Here is a 20,617-nt window from a genome sequence, read left to right as displayed (position 1 = left end):
ATTTGAAAAATTGGTTGCTTTGATCGCAGGAATAAACCATGCCTATCGGACCTGATGAAAGCCCTTAATCGGCCTTACAGGGCCGCCAGCACGGGGTTCCGCGCCCGCTGCCGTTCGCTTCGAACGGCCCGAACAACCCTCGGGGCGGTGAGCATACAACGAAACTGCGACATTGAACCTCATGCCCCGGCGCTTCATGTCGCGCTTTCATGCGCCATCGGGGTGCAAGCGGGGTGCGTGCGCGCCGTCGGCCAGGACATGCAACGGCTGTGATCGTCCGGAACCGCACGAGGTTCCACGGGCCTGACGCTACATAAAATCGCCGCAACCTTTACCAGATGCGGGCGCGGCCGCCATTCCTCAATGGCGCGCGCGTAGTCCGCGTCAAAGCGCCCCGCCACGCGCCGTTGCCGCGCGTGCCGCCAGCCGCTCGCGCAGGAATTGCGTCAATGCGCGGATCGTCACGGAAACTTCACGATGCTGCGGATACAGCGCATGCAACGCGTTGGGCGGCGGCATGAAGTCCTCCAGGACCTCGACGAGCAGTCCCGCATCGACCGAACCCGCCACGATGAAGTCCGGCAGATAGCAAATGCCAAGGCCCGCAATAGCAGCGTCGCGGATCACCTCGCCGTTGTTGGCGCGCAGCGGCCCGTGCACTTCGAACGGCGTTCTCACCCCGTCGATGATGAATTCCCACGGCGCGCGGCCCTGCTGTCCGTAGGGCAGGCAGGCGTGCTGCGCGAGATCGGCGGGCGTGTCGGGCGCGCGACGGCGGCGCCGGTAGCCGGGACTGCAGCAGGCAATCATGCGCACGTCGATGAGCTTTTGCGCAACCAGCGTCGAATCCGCCAGCCGCCCGATGCGCAACGCCATATCGAAACCTTCGCCGATCACATCGACCGTGCGGTCGCTCAGATCCATGTCGAAGCGCACATCGGAATGCTCGCGCAGGAATTCGGCGACGAGCGGCGAGAGACGCGCCATCCCAAACGACATCGGCGCGCTCACTTTCAGCAGGCCGTGCGGCTCGGAGCGGCGGTCCGACATCGCCCGCTCGGCCTCGGCCACGTCGCCAAGGATGCGTTTCGCGCGCTCATAGAACTCCTGCCCCAGATCCGTCACGGCGAGCTTGCGCGTGTTGCGCACCAGCAGACGCGCGCCCAGATCGGCTTCGAGCGCGGCCACGCGGCGGCTCACGAACTGCTTCGAAAGCCGCAACCGGTGCGCCGCAGCCGTGAAATTGCCCGCATCCACGGCGTTGACGAAGATCCGCATGTCGTCGAGTTGCATGTTTATTGTCTACCATACAGTGACAGTGAGTCGTATTTTACGTCCATCCATATCGGTCTGGTTGACCTAAACTTCTCTCCATCGCAACTGACAACCGAATCAATACGATTCGACCGGAGAGAAAAAATGATCGAACTTCGCAAGGCAGACCAACGCGGCCGCGGTGAGCATGGCTGGCTCAGCTCGCGTCACACGTTCTCTTTCGCGAACTACTACGACCCGAAGCAGATTGGTTTCTCGGACCTGCTCGTGATCAACGATGACCGCGTCGCCCCGGCGCGCGGCTTCGGCAAGCACCCGCACCGCGACATGGAAATCTTCTCGTATGTGCTGGAAGGGGCGCTTGAGCACAAGGATTCGATGGGCACCGGCTCGGTGATCGTCCCTGGCGACGTGCAGTTGATGAGCGCCGGCACGGGTGTGGCGCACAGCGAGTTCAACCATTCGGCGGACGAAGGGGTGCACTTCCTGCAGATATGGATTGCGCCGAACGTGAAGGGCGCGCAGCCGCGCTATCAGCAGAAGAACATCGCGGATGCGGACAAGCGCGGCAAGCTGCGCCTGATCCTCTCGCCGGACGGCGCTGACGATTCGCTGTTGCTGCGCCAGGACGCGCGGGTCTATGCCGGCCGCTTCGACGGCGCCGAGAGCGCAAAGGTCGAGATCGGCGCGGACCGCTTCGCCTATGTGCATGTGGCGCGCGGCAGCGTGACGTTGAACGGCGTCGAACTGGGCGAAGGCGACGGCGCGCGGATCCGCTCGGAACGCGAGTTGAGCTTCACGGACGGACACGATGCCGAAGTATTGGTGTTCGATCTGCGTAATATCGAAGTGTCGGAACTCTGGTCGTAAAGCCGACTTGCCGGACGCCCGCCGTCCGGCAAACGGGACATCCCATCGCTGCAACTGTTTAAAAAACTGCAACGGCAACCCATTGCCGACAAATTTCGGAGAAACAACATGCGCTATAACCTCTTTGGCCAAAACAACGACGTCGTTCTGCTGGTCTCGCGTATCCTGCTGGCCGCCCTGTTCGTGCTGTTCGGCTGGTCCAAGATCACCGGCTTTTCGGGCACCGTCGATTACATGGCGCACGTGGGCGCACCCGCGCCGATGATCTCGGCGGTCATCGCGGTCGTGATGGAATTCGTGGTCGGCATCCTGATCGTCGTGGGTTTCTATACGCGTCCGCTCGCCGTGCTGCTGGCGCTCTACACCATCGGCACCGCGATCATCGGCCATCACTTCTGGAACATGACCGGCGCGGACCAGATGGCCAACATGATCAACTTCTACAAGAACGTCAGCATCGCGGGTGGCCTGCTCGCCCTTGCCGTGACGGGTCCGGGGAAGTTCTCGATCGACAGGAAGTAAGCGGTATGTGACGTCCTGCATGGGCGTGAAGGCGAAAGGCGCGATGACCGTGAAGGTATCGCGCCTTTCTGCTTTTGTGGACTCGGCCGAATGGCATAGGCCATTTGCCCGAATTTACTTCCGATGCATGTGCGTGCGACGATCTGACGACTCAAACCAGGAGGAACCGCCCATGCAAGACCGTCAAGGCGTGAACCGGGAGCGCGCGCAGCGCATCCTGGCACGCGAGCGCGCCGCCTTCGTCGCCGCGCGCCCCAAATCGCAGGCGCTTTCCGCGCAGGCCGCGCAGCATCTGCTGTTCGGCGTGCCGCTGCACTGGATGAACGACTGGTCCACGCCCTTCTCGCTCTATGTCGATAGCGCGCGCGGGGCGGCCTTCAGCGACGTGGACGGCCATCGCTACATCGATTTTTGCCTGGGCGATACGGGCGCGATGTTCGGCCACGCGCCGCAAGCCGTCGCGCAAGCGCTCGCGCGCCAGGCGCAGCGCGGCTTCACCACCATGCTGCCGGGCGAGGACGCCGTGGCCGTGGGCGCGGCGCTCGCACAACGCTTCGGCTTGCCCTACTGGCAATTCGCCATGACGGCGAGCGACGCCAACCGCTTCGCGCTGCGCTGGGCGCGCGCGGCCACCGGACGGCAAAAGATCGTGGTGTTCAACGGCTGCTATCACGGCACGGTGGACGACGTATTCGTCGACCTCGTCGACGGCGAGGCCACGCAGCGCGCGAGCCTGCTCGGCCAGGTGCACGATCTGCTGCCGCACACGCGCGTGGTGGAATTCAACGATCTCGCCGCGCTCGAAAACGCGCTCGCGGACGGCGAAGTCGCCTGCGTGCTGGCCGAACCCGCAATGACCAACGTCGGCATGGTGCTGCCCGACGCGGGCTTCTGGCGCGACGCCCAGGCGCTCATCAAACGCTACGGCACGCTGCTGCTGATCGACGAGACGCACACCATCAGCAGCGGCCCGCGCGGCTATGCTCGCGCGCACGGCATCGAACCCGATCTCTTCGTGCTCGGCAAACCGGTGGGCGGCGGCGTGCCCTGCGCCGTCTATGGTTTCTCGGCGGAACTGGCCGCGCGAGCGCAGAAGGCGAAACTCGACGCGCCGCCGGGACACTCGGGCATCGGCACGACGCTCACGGCCAACGCGCTGTCGATGAGCGCGATGCGCGCGACGCTCGACGAAGTCATGACCGAGGCCGCCTACGCGCATATGTTCGCGCTCGCCGAACGCCTCGCTCACGGTCTTACGGCCACGATCACGCGCCACGCCTTGCCGTGGTGCGTGACGCGCGTGGGCGCGCGCAGCGAATTCCAGTTCTGCGCCACGCCTCCGCGCAACGGCAGCGAAGCGCGTGCCGCCATGGACGACGAACTCGAACACATCATCCATCTGTATCTGCTCAATCGCGGTGTGCTCATCACGCCGTTCCACAACATGATGCTGGTGTGTCCCGAGACGAGCGAAGCAGATGTCGATCGTTTGATCGGCGCTTTCGATGCCTGTCTTGCGGAGTTGTGCGGCTAGCACGCGAGGTCGGTTCTCGCAGACGGACTTGCTATGCTTGGCGGCCTGGCGGCGCGCGTTGAATGCGATAGACGCAATACCCGCGCCGTGCTTTCGCTTTCACAATGGTTTCAGGCCGCGTTTTCAGACAGCACATCGACATGCACGACCCGCAAGACAATCTCTACGCTTATCTCACGTCCCTTCAACAAGCGGCGCTTGGCGCACTGAAGCGCCTGCCGCTGAAGAGCCGCGTCGCTCAGGGCGCGTTGATGGCGCTGCGCGCCGTCTGCGGTGCGGGCCTCGCTTACACGATCGGCCGCGCGCTGCATACCGAGCAGGCGTTCTGGGCGGCGATCACGGCCATCGCCGTCACGCAGCACGATTACGCCGATACGCTCTCGCAGTCGCGCGACCAGTTCATCGGCGCGATCGCGGGCGGCATTGTCGGTTTCGCGGCGGCGACGCTCGGCGCGGAAAATATCCCCGCCTATCTCGCGGCGGTGGCCGTGGTGATCGTGGCGTGCTGGTGTCTTAGCGTGAGCACCGCCGCGCGGCTGGGCGCGATCACGACCACCATCGTGCTGCTGGTCCCAACCCAAGGCCCGGTGTGGGACATCGCGCTGTTTCGCGTGGCGGAGGTGGCCATCGGCATGGCTTGCGCGCTGCCGGTGTGCTGGGTGTTTTCGTTTGCGGAACGGCGGTGGTTGCGTGGATAAATGCGCATGTGGATCCTGCGTGATCGCGCACGAATTTTGCCGCTCTCAACCCTCGCGAAATAATCCATCTCCGCTGGCTGCGCAATGATCTGCGCAAAAGCGGCGATAATGGCGCACGCCATGCGGCAATGCCCGATCAGGGCGCACGCCATGGCATCGCCGGGTGCGGCGGGAGCGCGCGGGCAGCCTCGAAGCGCCCCCGCCAGTGCGAAATCGTGCGACACTCCTCGGCCGCGCCAATCCGGGCGCACGAGATCCAACGACACGCTTTTCGCGACGCCGCACGCCATGAATACGACCCGTCAATCTGTCCCCGCCACGAACGCCACGCCGCGCAAGACCATTTCGCTGCTGCAAATGCTCGCGCTGATCGCCTTCGGCGGCATCGCGGCCTCGCTGGTGCTCCGCCTCTTCGTTTGAGCGTCTGAGCACCACGCCGCGCGGGACGCCTGAACACCTGTTTTTTTGCTTATGTACAAGAAAGGCGTCGCCCTCGAAATCCAGTTCTCCCCCGAGCGTCTGAACGACGGTGCCGGCGATCCCTACTGGATCGACCTCACTGCCGAAGAAGCCGCCGCGCTGCTCGACACGCTGCAGACGAAGCTCGCCGCGCGCGAGAGCACGTCCGCGCCGCTCGTCGTCGCGCTCGACACGCCGCGCGAAGCCCCGCAAGCCGATGCGCCCGCTGCTGACGCAATCGAAACTGCCCAAACCGCCGCCGCCGACACCGCCTTCAAGCAGTGGGTCTGCGTGATCTGCGGCTGGGTCTACGACGAAGCGACGGGCGCGCCCGACGACGGCCTCGCCCCCGGCACGCGCTGGGCCGACGTGCCCGAAGACTGGCGCTGCCCGCTGTGCGACGTGGGCAAGGAAGACTTCGCGCTCGTCGAGTTCTAATCGAGCTCCAGGTCTGGCTGCCGCCGCTCACACGCCTTCGCGTGCGCGCGGCTCGTAGAACAGCGCGAACAGCTCCGATTGCGAACTGACGCCGAGCTTCGCGTAAATGTGCTTTTTATGCGCCCGCACGGTTTCGAACGAGATTTCGAGCCGTTCGGCGATCGCGCGCGTCGAAAACCCCGACAAACTCTGCCGCACCACTTCAATTTCGCGCGCCGTGAGCGGCGTGCGTCCGTTCTGCTGCGTGACCGCCTCGAAGCGTCCCGCGCTGTCCGCTTCGCGCAGCGCGGCAAGGGCGCTCGGCTCCACGGCTTCCGATTGCGGCACGTCCGCCACCCCGTCGCTCGCGATCAGCGACTCGTAGGCCAATCGCTGCCGCATCAGCGCAATCACCCACGGCGCGAACAGCGCGAACTGCGCAATATCCCGCTCCGTGTAATGGTGCTTTGCACCCAGCGAGAAAATCAGCGTGCGCTGCGCGTCGAACGGCACGTTGAACTGCACTTCGTCGCCGATGATGTTGCTCTTGAAGTAACGCTGGTAGTAGTCCGTCATGCGGAAGTTATCGGGCGCGACTTCGGCCAGCGTGACGAGGCCCGCGCGCGGTCTTTCGCATGCGTTGATATAGAACGGATCGAGCTGGTACATCCCCTCCAGATACGCGCGGAACAAGAGATCCACGGTGCCGTCGGGCATCGGCGACTCGGCGCAGACGAGCGGCGCGCGCCCGCGTATGAAGACGAGCGCGACCCAGTTGTCGAAGGTGGCGAAGCGTTCGATCACGCGCGTCGTGCGGGTCCAGAAATCGGGGCCGTCGAGGGCGTCGATCAGGGTCGCGATGTGATGATGGAACGCGCGGTCCTGCCAGTCGGGTTCCATGGTTCCTCCGATGAGGGTACCCCTGCAGGGTAATTCCTGGACAAAAATAACGTGGTGATAATAGCCGCTCCAGACGCTCGCGCGGCCAATTACCAAGCAACATCGAAGCACTACCGCCGCAGAGCCTGAAAGATTGAGACGCTTTTGGAGACAAGCATGCAACTCGAACTCGCGCAAATCCCCCTCGTGGACGGCGCCGTCGCCCCGAACCTGGCGCGCACGATCGACGCGATCGGCCAGCGCCGCGCGGGCACCGACCTGATGGTCTTCCCCGAAGCCACCCTCACCGGTTTCCCCACGCGGGAGAACGTGCGCGACATCGCCGAGACGCTGTCCGGCCCGTCGCTGTCCGCCGTGCGCGACGCCGCGCGCGCCGCCAATATGGCCGTCGCCGTGGGCCTCGCCGAACGCGACGGCGAGCGCTTCTACAACACCACGGTCCTGATCGACGAGCGCGGCGACATCGCCCTGCGCTATCGCAAGACGCACCTGTGGGCCACCGACGTCGGCGTCTTCACGCCCGGCGAGCGCTTCGAGGTCTGCGAATTCAAAGGCATGACCGTCGGCCTGCTGATCTGCTACGACATCGAGTTTCCCGAATCCGCGCGTGCGGTCGGCTCGCTCGGCGCGGAAATGCTGGTCGTCACCAACGGCAACATGGACCCGTTCGGTCCGGTGCACCGCCGCGCGATCGTCGCGCGCGCGCAGGAGAACCAGATGTTTGCCGCGCTGGTGAACCGCGTCGGCGCGGGCGACGACAACCTCACGTTCCCCGGTGAATCGGCGCTCGTGAGCCCGTTCGGCGATGTGCTGGCCGAGCTGAAAGACGAAGACGCGGTGCTGTGCGTGAGCGCCGACCGCGCGCTGCTCGCGCAAAGCCGCGAGCACTACAGCTATCTGCACGACGCGCGCATCGCGCTCAATCTCGTCGACGAAAACGACGCCCAGGGACGCCGTTCGCTCAATATCCGTCCGCGCACGCGCTGATTCAGCCAGATCGCCCTGCCCTGGATCGATGACGCACGCACTGCGTTTATCGATCCGGTCCCCGCAGTATTGTTTTGCCGGCGACGCTCCCCCTTCGCGCCAGACGAAGAGGGACGGTGGCTCCGGCAAGCAGCATCCAGTGATTCGGACACCGAAACGAATCGCGAAGTCGAATTGAAATACCAGGCGCGCAACGCAGGGAGAACGCGCGCCGCACGTTTGCCCCCGATTCGCAGGCCACGGCCACGCGAGTTAGCGCAACCCACACCCGCAGCACTTTGGAGACACCTGCATCATGAAGCCATCCTCACCGCCCGCCGCCGCTGGCGCACGAGAACACCATCTCAAGCGCACCCTCGGCCTGCCGTCCGTGCTGCTGTTCGGCCTCGCCTACATGGCGCCGCTGATCGTCTACGGTACCTACGGCGTGCTCGCCGGCGCGAGTCAGGACACGGCCGCGCTCGCCTACCTGATCGCGCTCGTCGCCATCGTCTTCACGGCGCTGAGCTACGGCAAGCTCGCACGCCTCTTTCCGGTGGCCGGCTCCGCCTACACCTACACGCGCAAGAGCTTCAACGCGCACCTGGGCTTCATGATCGGTTGGGCCACGCTGCTCGACTACTTCTTCCTGCCGATGGTGATCTGGCTGATCGGCGCGGCCTATCTGGGCGCCGCGTTCCCGAGCGTGCCCGCGTGGGTCTGGATCGTCGCGTTCATCGTGCTCACCAGCGGCCTGAACGTGCTCGGCATCCAGTTGGCCGCGCGCTTCAACATCGTGCTGATGGTCGTGCAACTGGCGATTGTCGCGATGTTCGTGGTGCTGTGCTGCCACTACGTGTCGGCGGCGAATGCGGGCAGCCTGCTGACCGTGCAGCCGTTCTTCCAGCCGCACGTGCCGCTGTCGGCCACGATGGCGGGCGCGGCGATCGCCGCGTACTCGTACCTCGGCTTCGACGCCGTGTCGACGCTGACCGAAGAAACCATCGAACCTGAAAAGACCATCCCGCGCGCCATCGTGCTGATCGCGCTGGTGGGCGGCGCGATCTTCGTGATCGCCGCGTACACGCTGCAACTCGCGCATCCGGGTGCGGTGTTCAAGGATCCGGATTCGGCTGCGTTCGAAATCGCCCGTAAAGTTGGCGGCGATATCTTCGTGACGATCTTCCTGGCTGGCCTGATCCTCGCGCAGTTCGCCTCGGGCATCTCGGCGCAGGCAAGCGTGGGCCGTCTGCTCTATGCGATGGGCCGCGACGAAGTGCTGCCCAAGTCGATCTTCGGCTACATCCACCCGCGCTTCCGCACGCCCGCGATCAACATCCTGATCGCCGGTATCGTCGGCCTGATCGCACTGAAGCTCGATGTGGCCACGTCCACCTCGTTCATCAACTTCGGCGCGTTCCTCGCGTTCACGTCGGTGAACCTGTGTGTGATCCGCCAGTACTTCAGCGGCGCGGCCGGTTCGCGCGGCTTCGGCTTCATGGGCGGCGTGGTGTTCCCGCTGATCGGCGCCGTCACCGATATCTGGCTGCTGTGCAGCCTCGAAAAGACGGCGATCGTCCTGGGCGTAATCTGGTTCGTGCTCGGTCTCGCCTATCTCGGCTGGATCACGCGCTGCTTCCGCCGCGCGCCGCCGGAAATGGCTGTCTAAGCCGACGTTGGCCAGCGCGCTTCTCGCGCCTGGCGCCAAAGCAAACGGCGAGCGTCCCGCAAGGGGCGCTCGCCGTTTTTGCTCCGCCAAATTTTTTCGATGCTGCAAGTGCGGTTCGCCGCGGAGCGCCACCGCCCGTCAGACGGGGCTTTGCGCCCTTTAAGGGTCGGGGGTGAAAGAGCATTCGGTCGTGCAAGCCCGAACCGAACTACAATGCATGCCGTCCACTGGTTTGCCGGTCGTTCGTTATATGAGCTTGTGTCTCGAACGCCGCCCCGTTTGCACCCAACATGCCCCGTTTTTTCAGAGTTACCCCGTTCCTGCTGATTCCGCTGGTTGCCGCGCTCGGCGCCTGCTCGTCTGCGAAGCCCAACAAGTTTCAGGATGACCAGTTGCTGAGCAGCGCGCCAAGCCCGTTCTCGCGCAATTTCAGCTACGCCAGCGCCGATGCCTGCGAGGCCTCGCGCCGCGCGCTGCTGAGCCAGGGCTACATGACGACGATGACGCACAACGACACCGTCGACGCCACCAAGAACTTCCAGCCGACGAGCGATCAGCACATCGTCGTGGAAGTGCACGTGGTCTGTACCATGGCCGATGCGTCCAACACCAGCATGGTCTACGTGAACGCCGTGCAGAACGGCTATGCGCTCAAGAAGAGCGACACGTCGGCGAGCGTCGGTTTGTCGATTCTGGGGTCGGTGTCGCTGCCGATCCGCTCGAATAGCGACGAGATGGTGAAGGTGTCGAGCGAGACGATCCAGTCGGGTGCGTTCTACACGCGCTTCTTCGATCTGGTCGGCCGCTATCTGAACACGGTCGCGAGGAGCGAACCCGTGCCCGGCAGCGGCGCGATCAAGATCACGCCTTTGCCGCCGAGTCTGGAGCCGGTCACGGCGATGGCCAATGCCGGCGCGCCTGGCGTGGCGACGCCGGGAATGTCCGCCTCGCCTGCGGCGGCGGTTGCCGCTGCTGCGACGGGCGCGGCGGTGGCCCACACCGACGCGCTGCCCGCGACGCCGGTGCTGGGCGCGATGCAACCGATTCAGCCGATGCAAGCGCTACAAACGGCACAAGCGGCGCAAACGACAAGCGCCGTGCATGCGGTCATGCCGGTAGCGCCCGCCGCCACGGCGACGCTGCTCGCGCCGGTCGTCCCCGCTGCTGCGGCGGCGGCCAGCGCGGCTAGTGCTGCTGCCCCGGCCAGCGCCCCGGTTGCCGCCGCCGATCACGCGGCAAGCCAGAGCGTCGCGACGGCGCCTGCGGCGGCTTCGGCAGCCACGGCGGCGCAAACTTCGGCGGCCACGACGGCCCCCTGACGCGAATCTCACGGGGCAGGACGGGGCATCGCGCGGAATGCAGGTTTAGCGCAGCCCCGCCATCATTGCCCCCATCCCCACCAGCAGACTGCCCATCAGGCGATTGACCGCGCGCAGACGGCGCGGGCGTTGCAGCACATGGCGCAGGCGGTGCGAAAACAGCGCCATCGACGCCACGCCGCCCGCGAACAGCACGGCGAAGGTCGCCGCCAGCACCAGATACTGGCGATTCGCGCCCCAGGCCGCGTCGGCGCTGATGAATTGCGGGAAAAACGACGGAAAGAACAGTAGCGTCTTCGGATTGAGCCCCGAGGTCGCGAACCCGCGCCAGAACAGATCGCGATGCGAAGTGAGCGCCGGCTCCGCCATTTCGCCTTCTTCAGGCCCACCGAGCGTCCGGCTGCGCCACTGCTTGCAGCCGAGCCACACCAGATAAGCCGCCCCGACCCAGCGCAGCACCGTGAGCGAGTGCTCACTAATGAGCAGCAGCGAATTCAGGCAGAGCGCCGTCAACACGAGTTGCAGCAGCACGGCGAGCGTGCCGCCCCAGACGCAGGGCAGCGCGCGACGCCAGCCGGCGTGCAGCGCCTGGCTCATCGTGAGCACGTTGACGGGACCGGGGGTGTAGACGAGAACCAGTGCGGCGGCGAGAAACGACAAATACAGCTGGAGCGACATGTCCGGAAGTTCAGGCGAAGGCGTGTGAATGGAAGCGGCAGCCCGATAAAGCGGCGCGGCCACGGAAAATCGGCAACAAAAAACCGCGCAGAAGCGCGGCTTTCAAATGCCACTCGCCCGATCGGACGCCGCAGGCCGCGAGATAATCGCGCGCCGCGCCCGATAGCCGCCGCAGGGTGCAGCGAAGGATCGGCTCAGACGGTCCACCGCGGCTTGTGGCTGCGGCGGCGCGCCCCGACGCGGGGAGGTGGCCGCGTGGGTCGTGCCGGACGAGAAGGCATGTGAAAAATATACCGGGATTGGGCCGGGATTAGCTTCCTGTTTTCCGGGAAAAACCCCGCCAATGCGGAATCTCCTTCCGATAAAATCGACGTTCCCTGTACAAGATTCTTTTTCACCATGAGCACCCGCGAACGCCAGCCCAAACCCCTCGACAACCAGGACCGCAAGATCCTGCGCGCGCTGCAGCAGAACGCGCGACTGTCCAACGCCGAACTGGCCGAACAGGTCGGCATGTCCACCACGGCCTGCTGGAACCGCACGCGCCAGCTCGAAGCCGACGGCTATATCGACGGCTATGTGGCACTGGTGAATCAGCGCAAGCTGGGTTTCGCCGATATCGTGATTCTGGAAGTCACGCTCGATCGGCATGAGGACGACGCGCTCGCGCGCTTCGGCTCCGAACTCGCGGCATTGCCCGAAGTGCTGGAGGCGTATCTGGTCTCGGGCGAATACGACTACTGGATCAAGGTGGCCGTGGACGGTACGGCAGGCTATGAGCGCTTCCTGCGCGAGAAGCTCTATCGCATCTCCAGCATCCGCCACAGCCGTTCGATGTTCGCCTTGCGCTGCATGAAGGACGTGGCGTCGATGCAGGTTTGATTCGTCATCCCAATCAATTCGCGGATCGATCCGCGAATCAACTACGCGTGCGGCGAGCGCGCCCCGCTCGCCCGTAGAATCATCTTGACGACCTCCTCGGTCGTCGTCTCGAAGCTTGCCGCCGACAACGCGCGCTTGCCCGCGAGCGCGCGAATCTGCGCCTCGAAATCCGCGTAGTGCTGCGTGGTCGCCCAGATCATGAAGAGCAGCGTTCTAGGCTCGACGGGCGCAAGCAGACCTTCCTCGATCCAGCGCTCGATCAGCGTCACGCGCGACTCCATCCACGGCTTCACGCGCTTCAGAAGAATGTCCTGCATGTGCGTCGCACCGCTGATGATTTCGTTGGCCCACACCTTCGAGCCCAGCGGCCGGCGACGCGAGAGCGCCATCTTCGCGCGCACATAGCCGCCGATTGCCTGGGCAGGATCGTCGCTCGCGTCGAAGGTACTGGCTGCCGCGTTCCACTCCTCGAACAGATCGTCCAGCACGCGCCAGTAAAGCGAAAGTTTGGTCGGGAAGTAGTAATGCAGATTCGCCTTGGGCAGGCCCGCGCGCTCGGCGATCAGCGCGGTGCTCGCGCCTTCGAAACCACGTTCGGCGAACACGGCTTCCGCGCACGCCAGCAGATGCGATTCGTTCGACGCGCGGATCGACGCCTTGCGGCGTGGCCTGGCGTCTTTAGATGTCGCGTCCTGGTCCTCGCGTGCGTTCGCGCTCTGGCGCAGTGCAAGGTTCGCGGCTGGCGTGTTCGTGTCGTCGTCGCGCATGGCATCGGTCCGTCCGGAAGTGAAGGCATCGCAAAGTCATCGCGCAAAGCAACGCCGGTTTCATTGTAGACACGCGGCACGTGCAACGTGGTCCGGCGCGTGACGAATCCTCGGGTAAACCTGCGTGCCGAACGCGATTTTTCGCGCACTGCAACATCGATGGCACGCTTTTCGCTCGTATTACCGCATTGAATTCCCAAAGTTTATGGCCTACAACCTGTCCAATCGGACAGGATTCGGAGAGCGGGAATCATCGCTCCGAATGAGCGTCGAGCGCATGCACCGACTTCGCGCAAGACGCCCCAGACGATGGCGCCGATGCACGCTTCATGAACACGTTTGATGGAAACAACAGCAGTCGCGATCCCCACAACGGCCTTTCGCAAACAAGCCGAGTCGCGCTGCACCGCCCAGTCGAACATTGACAGGAGAGCACGCATGAACGTAGTAAGCGAAGCCGCGCTGACCACCGCGATTCACGTGAATGGCCAGCGTCTCTGGGACAGTCTGATGGAGATGGCGAAGATCGGCGCGACGCCCAAGGGCGGTGTGTGCCGTCTCGCGCTCACGGACCTCGACAAACAGGGCCGCGATCTCATCGTCAAATGGGCCGAGGAAGCGGGCTGCACAGTGAGCGTCGATCAGATGGGCAACGTGTTCATGCGCCGCGCGGGCCGCAACAACGAGCTGCCGCCCGTGATGACCGGCTCGCACGCGGATTCGCAGCCCACGGGCGGGCGCTTCGACGGCATCTATGGCGTGCTCGGCGGTCTCGAAGTGATCCGCGCGCTCAACGACCACGGCATCGAAACCGAACATCCCATCGAAACCGTGATCTGGACCAACGAGGAAGGTTCGCGCTTCGCGCCCGCGATGGTGGCCTCGGGCGTATTCGCGGGCGTGTTCACGCTCGATTACGGCCTGTCGCGCAAGGACGTGGACGGCAAGACCATCGGCGAGGAACTCAAGCGCATCGGTTACGCGGGCGATCTGCCATGCGGCGGCCGCAAAATTCACGCGGCGTTCGAATTGCACATCGAACAGGGGCCGATTCTCGAAGCGGAAAATAAAACCATCGGCGTGGTGACGGACGCGCAAGGTCAGCGCTGGTATGAAGTTGTGCTAACGGGTCAGGAAGCGCATGCCGGTCCCACGCCGATGCCGCGCCGTCGCGACGCGCTGCTGGGCGCTTCGCGCGTCGTGCAGCTCGTCAATGAAATCGGCCTGCGTCACGCGCCGCTCGCGTGCGCGACCGTCGGCATGATGCAGGTCCATCCGAACTCGCGCAACGTGATTCCGGGACGCGTGTTCTTCACCATCGACTTCCGTCACCCTCTGGACGAAGTGCTTGCGAAGATGGATGCGGAACTGCGCGAAGGCATCGCGAAGATCGTCGAACAAGGCAAGCTGGAAGCCGAAGTCGAGCAGATTTTCTATTACGCGCCCGTGCCGTTCGACAAGGCCTGCGTGAAGTCTGTGCGCGCCGCCGCCGAGCGCTTCGGCTACTCGAACCGCGACATGGTTTCGGGTGCGGGCCACGATGCCTGCTATCTGGCGACGGTCGCGCCGACGTCGATGGTGTTCGTGCCGTGCATCGACGGCATCAGCCACAACGAAATCGAGGACGCGACCCAGGAATGGATCGAGGCCGGCGCGAACGTGTTGCTGCATGCGATGCTCGAACGCGCGAGCGAGCCGGGCTGAGCCAGGTTTGGCCGCCCGCTTGAAGACATAACGCCATAAAAACCCGTTCCCCACGTACCGGCTGCCGCTTTGCGCGCAGCCGGCGGACCCGTGTTTTGCCTCGCAAGGAGCATCCGGATGTCCCACTCCGTTAAAAACAATACGCGTGCCACTCAAGGCATCGCCGCTGGACGCCTCAGCGCCGAAGAGCTGGGCTGCCAGTTCGCCGATGTCGCTGCGCCGCTTTCCGCCAACGCAGCCGTGATCGCCGCCGATCGCTGTCACTACTGTTACGACGCGCCCTGCGTCGCGGCCTGCCCCACCGGCATCGATATTCCCAGCTTTATCCGCAAGATCGGCAACGGTAACCTCAAGGGCGCCGCGCGCGATATCCTGAGCGCGAATCCGCTGGGCGGCATGTGCTCGCGCGTGTGCCCGACCGAAATTCTCTGCGAAGGCGCCTGCGTGAGAAATCATCAGGATGGCGAACCAGTTCAGATCGGCGCGCTGCAACGCCACGCGACCGACTTCCAGATGGCGCGCGAAGCTGCTGGCGCCACGCCGCTCTTTCATCGCACGAGCGAAACCGGCCGCAGCGTCGCCGTGATCGGCGCCGGGCCTGCGGGGCTGGCGTGCGCGCATACGCTTGCGCTCGCAGGACATAACGTCACCGTCTTCGATGCGAACGAAAAGCCAGGCGGCCTCAACGAATACGGGATCGCCGCGTACAAAACAGTGGACGATTTCGCCCAGCGCGAAGTCGCGTGGCTGCTGTCCATCGGCGGCATCGAATTGAAGCAGGGCCGACAACTGGGCCGCGATGTCACGCTCGATGCACTGCGTGACGAATTCGACGCCGTGTTCATCGGCATCGGGCTAGGTGGCACCCATGCGCTGAAGATCGAAGGCGAAGCGCTCGACGGCGTGCGCGACGCGGTGGACTTCATCGCGCAACTGCGCGAAGCGGACGATCTTGCCGCGCTGCCCGTGGGCCGCCGCGTGGTGGTGATCGGCGGCGGCAATACCGCCATCGACGCCGCCGTGCAAAGCCGCAAGCTGGGCGCGGAGCACGTCACGCTCGCCTATCGGCGCGGCAGCGCGCAGATGAGCGCGACGTGGGCCGAGCAGGAATTCGCACGCCAGCAAGGCGTGACGATCGTGGAGTGGATGAAGCCTGTGCGCATCGTGGGCCAGGAAGCGGTGCACGCCGTCGAATTCGAGCGTGTGGCGCTCGACGCCAGCGGCGCGTTGCAGGGAAGCGGCGAGATCGAACGCATCGAAGCGGATATGGTGCTGAAGGCGATCGGTCAAAAGCTCTTGCCCGCCGGACTGGAAGCGCTGCAATCGAGCGACGGCGGCGCGCGTATCGCCGTCGATGCCGATGGCGCGACGTCGCTTGCAGGCGTCTGGGCAGGCGGCGATTGCGCGGGCCACGGCGCGACCGATCTCACCGTGCAGGCGGTGCAGGACGGCAAGGTCGCGGCGCACGCCATCGACCGCTATCTCGCCGCGCAAACCGGCAAGGCTGCGTGATCCTCGCGCACACGACGACACATCCACATCGATAAAACAAGGAGTCGCATCATGGCCGATCTGCGCTGCTCGATTGCCGGTATTGAATCGCCCAATCCGTTCTGGCTCGCCTCCGCGCCGCCCACCGACAAGGCCTACAACGTCAACCGCGCCTTCGAGGCGGGCTGGGGCGGCGTGGTCTGGAAAACGCTCGGCCTCGACCCGCACGTGGTCAATGTGAGTTCGCGCTATGGCGCGACCACCTGGCGCGGCCAGCGCATCGCGGGCCTGAACAATATCGAACTGATCACCGACCGCCCGCTCGACGTCAATCTCAAGGAAATCGCCCAGGTGAAGCGCGACTGGCCCGACCGTGCACTGATCGTCTCGCTGATGGTCCCATGCACCGAGGACGACTGGAAATGGATTCTGCCGCTGGTGGAGGACACCGGCGCCGATGCGGTGGAACTGAACTTCGGCTGCCCGCACGGCATGAGCGAGCGCGGCATGGGCGCGGCCGTGGGCCAGGTGCCCGAGTACATCGAAATGGTCACGCGCTGGGTCAAGGAAGGCACGCGCATGCCCTGCCTAGTCAAGCTCACGCCCAACGTCACCGACATCCGCCACGGCGCGCGCGCGGCGCTCAAGGGCGGCGCGGACGGCGTCTCGCTCATCAACACCATCAACTCGATCGTCGGCGTCGATCTCGACGTCATGGCGCCGCTGCCGACCGTGGACGGCAAGGGCACGCACGGCGGCTATTGCGGCCCCGCCGCCAAGCCGATCGCGCTGCATATGGTGGCCGAAATCGCGCGCGACCCGCAGACGCAGGGCCTGCCGATCTCGGGTATCGGCGGTATTTCAGACTGGCGCGACGCCGCCGAATTCATGGTGCTGGGCGCGGGCAGTGTGCAGGTGTGCACCGCCGCGATGCACTACGGATTCCGAATCGTCAGCGACATGATCGACGGCCTGTCGAACTGGATGGACGACAAGGGCTATGCGAACCTCGACGCGATTCGCGGTCGCGCCGTGCAGAACGTCACCGACTGGCAGTACCTGAACCTGAACTACGACATCAAGGCGCGTATCGATCAGGACCGCTGCATCCAGTGCGGCCTGTGCCATATCGCCTGCGAAGACACCTCGCACCAGGCCATCACCGCGACGAAGGACGGTCAGCGTCACTTCGAAGTCGTCGATGCGAATTGCGTCGGGTGCAATTTATGCATGCATGTCTGCCCGGTCGACGAATGCATCACGATGGAGCGCGTCGACTCGGGCCGCTATTCGAACTGGACCACGCATCCCAACAATCCGGCCCGCGTGGCCGATCCGAAAGCGGCCTGATCCTTCGTTGCCATTCAACCGAAATCTAACGACAAGACCCGGAGAACACGCATCATGAGCCAGCCAGCAGCGAGTGGGGACGCAAGTGGAGACGCAAGCGGGGATGTAAGCGGCGCAAGCGCGCGCCGCAGTGCAAGCGAGTTGTACAACGACGACCTCGCGCCCACGGGGGTCGCGCAACGCACGTGGCGCTGGTATCACTTCGCGGCGCTGTGGGTGGGGATGGTGATGAACATCGCCTCCTATATGCTCGCGGCGGGGCTGACCGAGCAGGGCATGTCGCCGTGGCAGGCGGTCATCACGGTGCTGCTCGGCAACGTGATCGTGCTCGTGCCGATGCTGGCAATCGGCCACGCGGGCGCGAAATACGGCATCCCCTATGCCGTGCTGGTGCGCTCGTCGTTCGGCACCCAGGGCGCGAAGCTGCCCGCCATGCTGCGCGCCATCGTGGCGTGCGGCTGGTACGGCATTCAATCGTGGCTCGGCGGCAGCGCGATCTACACGCTCGCCAACATCCTGTTTCACAACGCGCTCGTGGGTGACGCACTGCCGTTTCTGGGCATTTCCATTGGCCAGGGCGCGTGCTTCCTGCTGTTCTGGGTGCTCCAGCTCTACTTCATCCTGCACGGCACGGATTCGATCCGCTGGCTCGAAAGCTGGTCCGCGCCGATCAAGGTGGTGATGTGCGTGGCGCTGGTCTGGTGGGCCTGCTCGAAGGCGGGCGGCGTGGGCAGCATGCTCTCGCAACCGTCGCAATTCGCGGCGGGCGGCAAGAAAGCGGGCCTCTTCTGGGTCACGTTCTGGCCGAGCCTCACGGCGATGGTCGGCTTCTGGGCCACGCTCGCGCTCAATATCCCCGACTTCACGCGCTTCGCGAAAACACAGAAGGATCAGCTCGTCGGCCAGGCGATCGGCTTGCCGATTCCGATGGCGCTGCTTTCCGTCGTGTCGGTGGTGGTCACGTCGGCAACGGTCGTGATCTACGGCAAGGCGATCTGGGATCCGATCGACCTCACGAGCCGCATGGAAGGCATCGGCGTGGGCATTGCGCTCGTGATCCTCACGCTCGATACGATGTGCTGCAATCTGGCCGCGAATCTGGTTGGCCCGGCCTACGACTTTTCGAGCCTCTGGCCCAAGGGCATTTCGTACAAGACGGGCGGTCTCATCACGGCGGGTCTCGCCATCGTCATGATGCCGTGGAAGATTCTGGCCACCACGCAGGGTTATATCTTCACGTGGCTCGTGGGTTATTCGGCGCTGCTAGGCCCGGTCGCGGGCATTCTGATGGTCGATTACTTCCTGATTCGCGCCACGCGCCTGGATACCGAACAGCTCTTCGAGGAAAGCGGCGAATACGCCTACACGAACGGCTGGAACCCCGCCGCCGTGATCGCGCTGCTCGCGGGCGTGCTGCCGAATCTGCCGGGCTTTCTCAACGAGGCGTTCCCCAACGCGTTCCCCTCGGTGCCCGACGCGTTCAAGGGACTCTATACCTACGCATGGTTCGTGGGACTCGCCATCGCCGCCATCGTCTACGGCTTGCTGATGAAACTCGGCAAGAGCCGCAGGCCGAGCGTCGCGAATGCCTGACAACACTGAAAATGCAGACTCAACCGAAGGAGACATAGCATCATGGCGACCCTGATTCGAGGCGGCACCGTCGTGGACGCGGACAAGACGTATCGCGCCGATGTGCTCTGCGACAACGGCACGATCACGGCGATCGGCGAGAACCTCGACGCGCCCGCCGGCGCCACCATTGTCGACGCGGGCGGCCAGTACGTGATGCCGGGTGGCATCGATCCGCACACGCATATGGAACTGCCCTTCATGGGCACGAAGGCGCACGACGACTTCTATACGGGCACGGCGGCGGGTCTCGCGGGCGGCACGACATCGATCATCGACTTCGTGATTCCGAACCCGAAGCAGCCGCTCATGGAAGCCTTTCGCGAGTGGCGCGGCTGGGCCGAAAAAGCCGCCGCCGATTACGGCTTTCATGTGGCCGTGACGTGGTGGGACGAAAGCGTGCATCGCGACATGGGCCTGCTCGTGAACGATCACGGCGTCTCCAGCTTCAAGCACTTCATGGCGTACAAGAACGCCATCATGGCCGACGACGAAATCCTCGTGAACAGCTTCGCGCGCGCGCTCGAACTGGGCGCGTTGCCGACCGTTCACGCGGAAAACGGCGAACTCGTGTTCCAGTTGCAGCGGCAATTGCTCGCGCGTGGCTTCACGGGGCCGGAGGCGCATCCGCTTTCGCGTCCGCCCGAAGTGGAAGGCGAGGCCGCGAACCGCGCGATCCGCATCGCCCAGGTGCTGGGCGTGCCGGTCTACATCGTGCACGTGTCGGCAAAAGAAGCGCTGGAGGCGATCACGCGGGCGCGCGCCGAAGGCCAGCGCGTATTCGGCGAAGTGCTCGCCGGGCATCTGGTGATCGACGAAGCCGTCTATCGCGATCCCGACTGGACCCGCGCCGCCGCTCACGTGATGAGCCCACCGTTTCGCACGAAGGAGCATCGCGACGCGCTCTGGCGCGGACTGCAAGGCGGCCTGCTGCAAACCACGGCCACCGATCATTGCGTGTTCTGCGCCTCGCAGAAAGCCATGGGCCGCGACGATTTCACACGGATTCCTAACGGTTGCGGCGGCGTGGAAGACCGCATGGCGATTCTCTGGGATCAGGGCGTAAACACAGGCCGCCTCACGCCGAACGAATTCGTGCGCGTGACCTCGACCAACGCAGCGCAGATCTTCAACCTCTATCCGCGCAAGGGCGCGGTGGCCGTGGGCGCGGACGCCGATCTCGTGGTCTGGGACCCGCAAGCCACGCGCACGATTTCCGTGAAGACGCATCACCAGAACGTGGATTTCAACGTCTTCGAAGGCATGACGGTGCGCGGCGTGCCCACGCATACGATTTCGCAGGGCGAACTGGTCTGGGCCGACGGCGATCTGCGCGCCCGCCGTGGTGCCGGGCGTTATCTGAAACGGCCCGCGAATCCGGGCTATATCCAGGCCTCGCGGCTCGCGAAGCAATTGAAGGAAACGGAGCCGGTGCATCGCGAAGGCGACAAGGTCGCCTGAGCATCGCAAGCGGTGTCCAGCAG

19 protein-coding genes are annotated in these 20,617 nt (G+C 64.6%); 15 read left to right on the top strand and 4 right to left on the bottom strand.

The window, feature by feature from the left end; all coding sequences use genetic code 11:
• Positions 1-384: 384 nt before the first annotated feature.
• On the bottom strand, positions 385-1,293 hold the full coding sequence (locus B0G62_RS04645) for a LysR family transcriptional regulator (protein WP_103703018.1): 909 nt from the start codon (positions 1,291-1,293) through the stop codon (positions 385-387).
• A gap of 126 nt (positions 1,294-1,419) precedes the next feature.
• On the opposite strand from B0G62_RS04645, the gene B0G62_RS04640 reads away from it, so the two are divergent.
• From B0G62_RS04640 to B0G62_RS04620, 6 genes are all read left to right on the top strand, one after another.
• Positions 1,420-2,145 carry a pirin family protein gene (locus tag B0G62_RS04640; RefSeq protein WP_103703017.1) on the top strand — a complete coding sequence of 242 codons (726 nt, stop codon included), beginning with the start codon at positions 1,420-1,422 and terminating at the stop codon, positions 2,143-2,145.
• 108 nt (positions 2,146-2,253) lie between these two features.
• Positions 2,254-2,667, top strand: coding sequence for a DoxX family protein (locus tag B0G62_RS04635; protein WP_103703016.1), 414 nt, complete (start codon positions 2,254-2,256; stop codon positions 2,665-2,667).
• A gap of 172 nt (positions 2,668-2,839) precedes the next feature.
• Positions 2,840-4,201, top strand: coding sequence for an aspartate aminotransferase family protein (locus B0G62_RS04630; RefSeq protein WP_103703015.1), 1,362 nt, complete (start codon positions 2,840-2,842; stop codon positions 4,199-4,201).
• Between the two features lie 140 nt (positions 4,202-4,341).
• On the top strand, positions 4,342-4,899 hold the full coding sequence (locus tag B0G62_RS04625; RefSeq protein WP_103703620.1) for an FUSC family protein: 558 nt from the start codon (positions 4,342-4,344) through the stop codon (positions 4,897-4,899).
• A 288-nt stretch (positions 4,900-5,187) separates the two neighbouring features.
• On the top strand, positions 5,188-5,319 hold the full coding sequence (locus tag B0G62_RS32425; RefSeq protein WP_279629736.1) for a hypothetical protein: 132 nt from the start codon (positions 5,188-5,190) through the stop codon (positions 5,317-5,319).
• 51 nt (positions 5,320-5,370) lie between these two features.
• On the top strand, positions 5,371-5,796 hold the full coding sequence (locus B0G62_RS04620; protein ID WP_103703014.1) for a rubredoxin: 426 nt from the start codon (positions 5,371-5,373) through the stop codon (positions 5,794-5,796).
• Positions 5,797-5,823: 27 nt separating this feature from the next.
• Here the strand turns inward: B0G62_RS04620 and B0G62_RS04615 are convergent, their stop codons facing one another.
• Complete coding sequence (locus B0G62_RS04615) at positions 5,824-6,675, bottom strand: helix-turn-helix transcriptional regulator (RefSeq protein ID WP_103703013.1); 852 nt, start codon at positions 6,673-6,675, stop codon at positions 5,824-5,826.
• Between the two features lie 156 nt (positions 6,676-6,831).
• Between B0G62_RS04615 and B0G62_RS04610 the strand changes: the two genes are divergently transcribed.
• The 3 genes from B0G62_RS04610 (at position 6,832) to B0G62_RS32565 (ending at position 10,629) form a co-directional block, all read left to right on the top strand.
• Complete coding sequence (locus B0G62_RS04610) at positions 6,832-7,662, top strand: carbon-nitrogen hydrolase family protein (RefSeq protein ID WP_103703012.1); 831 nt, start codon at positions 6,832-6,834, stop codon at positions 7,660-7,662.
• A 295-nt stretch (positions 7,663-7,957) separates the two neighbouring features.
• Positions 7,958-9,310 (top strand): APC family permease, encoded by a 1,353-nt coding sequence (locus B0G62_RS04605; protein ID WP_103703011.1) that lies wholly within the window; start codon positions 7,958-7,960, stop codon positions 9,308-9,310.
• A 290-nt stretch (positions 9,311-9,600) separates the two neighbouring features.
• A complete protein-coding gene (locus B0G62_RS32565) occupies positions 9,601-10,629 on the top strand; it encodes a DUF2242 domain-containing protein (RefSeq protein WP_103703010.1) in 1,029 nt (342 codons plus the stop codon).
• Positions 10,630-10,674: 45 nt separating this feature from the next.
• Here B0G62_RS32565 and B0G62_RS04595 read toward each other — a convergent pair whose 3' ends face one another.
• On the bottom strand, positions 10,675-11,307 hold the full coding sequence (locus tag B0G62_RS04595) for a LysE family translocator (protein ID WP_103703009.1): 633 nt from the start codon (positions 11,305-11,307) through the stop codon (positions 10,675-10,677).
• A 399-nt stretch (positions 11,308-11,706) separates the two neighbouring features.
• Here B0G62_RS04595 and B0G62_RS04590 point away from each other — a divergent pair, with 399 nt between their 5' ends.
• A complete protein-coding gene (locus tag B0G62_RS04590) occupies positions 11,707-12,189 on the top strand; it encodes an Lrp/AsnC family transcriptional regulator (RefSeq protein WP_103703008.1) in 483 nt (160 codons plus the stop codon).
• 41 nt (positions 12,190-12,230) lie between these two features.
• On the opposite strand, the gene B0G62_RS04585 is transcribed toward B0G62_RS04590, so the two are convergent.
• Complete coding sequence (locus B0G62_RS04585) at positions 12,231-12,956, bottom strand: TetR/AcrR family transcriptional regulator (protein ID WP_103703007.1); 726 nt, start codon at positions 12,954-12,956, stop codon at positions 12,231-12,233.
• Positions 12,957-13,394: 438 nt separating this feature from the next.
• On the opposite strand from B0G62_RS04585, the gene B0G62_RS04580 reads away from it, so the two are divergent.
• The 5 genes from B0G62_RS04580 (at position 13,395) to hydA (ending at position 20,594) form a co-directional block, all read left to right on the top strand.
• The gene (locus B0G62_RS04580) at positions 13,395-14,660 is read left to right on the top strand and encodes a Zn-dependent hydrolase (RefSeq protein WP_103703006.1); all 1,266 of its coding nucleotides are present in this window, start codon (positions 13,395-13,397) and stop codon (positions 14,658-14,660) included.
• A gap of 117 nt (positions 14,661-14,777) precedes the next feature.
• Positions 14,778-16,172 carry an NAD(P)-dependent oxidoreductase gene (locus tag B0G62_RS04575; protein ID WP_103703005.1) on the top strand — a complete coding sequence of 465 codons (1,395 nt, stop codon included), beginning with the start codon at positions 14,778-14,780 and terminating at the stop codon, positions 16,170-16,172.
• Positions 16,173-16,223: 51 nt separating this feature from the next.
• Positions 16,224-17,501: an NAD-dependent dihydropyrimidine dehydrogenase subunit PreA gene (gene preA, locus B0G62_RS04570; protein ID WP_103703004.1), complete on the top strand. Its 1,278-nt coding sequence runs from the start codon at positions 16,224-16,226 to the stop codon at positions 17,499-17,501.
• A 54-nt stretch (positions 17,502-17,555) separates the two neighbouring features.
• Positions 17,556-19,094 carry an NCS1 family nucleobase:cation symporter-1 gene (locus tag B0G62_RS04565; RefSeq protein WP_244193116.1) on the top strand — a complete coding sequence of 513 codons (1,539 nt, stop codon included), beginning with the start codon at positions 17,556-17,558 and terminating at the stop codon, positions 19,092-19,094.
• 42 nt (positions 19,095-19,136) lie between these two features.
• Positions 19,137-20,594 (top strand): dihydropyrimidinase, encoded by a 1,458-nt coding sequence (gene hydA / locus B0G62_RS04560; protein WP_103703002.1) that lies wholly within the window; start codon positions 19,137-19,139, stop codon positions 20,592-20,594.
• The last annotated feature ends 23 nt before the right edge of the window (positions 20,595-20,617 follow it).

The organism is Paraburkholderia eburnea (genome assembly GCF_002917095.1).
GTDB lineage: Bacteria > Pseudomonadota > Gammaproteobacteria > Burkholderiales > Burkholderiaceae > Paraburkholderia > Paraburkholderia eburnea.
This window is presented reverse-complemented; position numbering and strand designations above follow the sequence as displayed.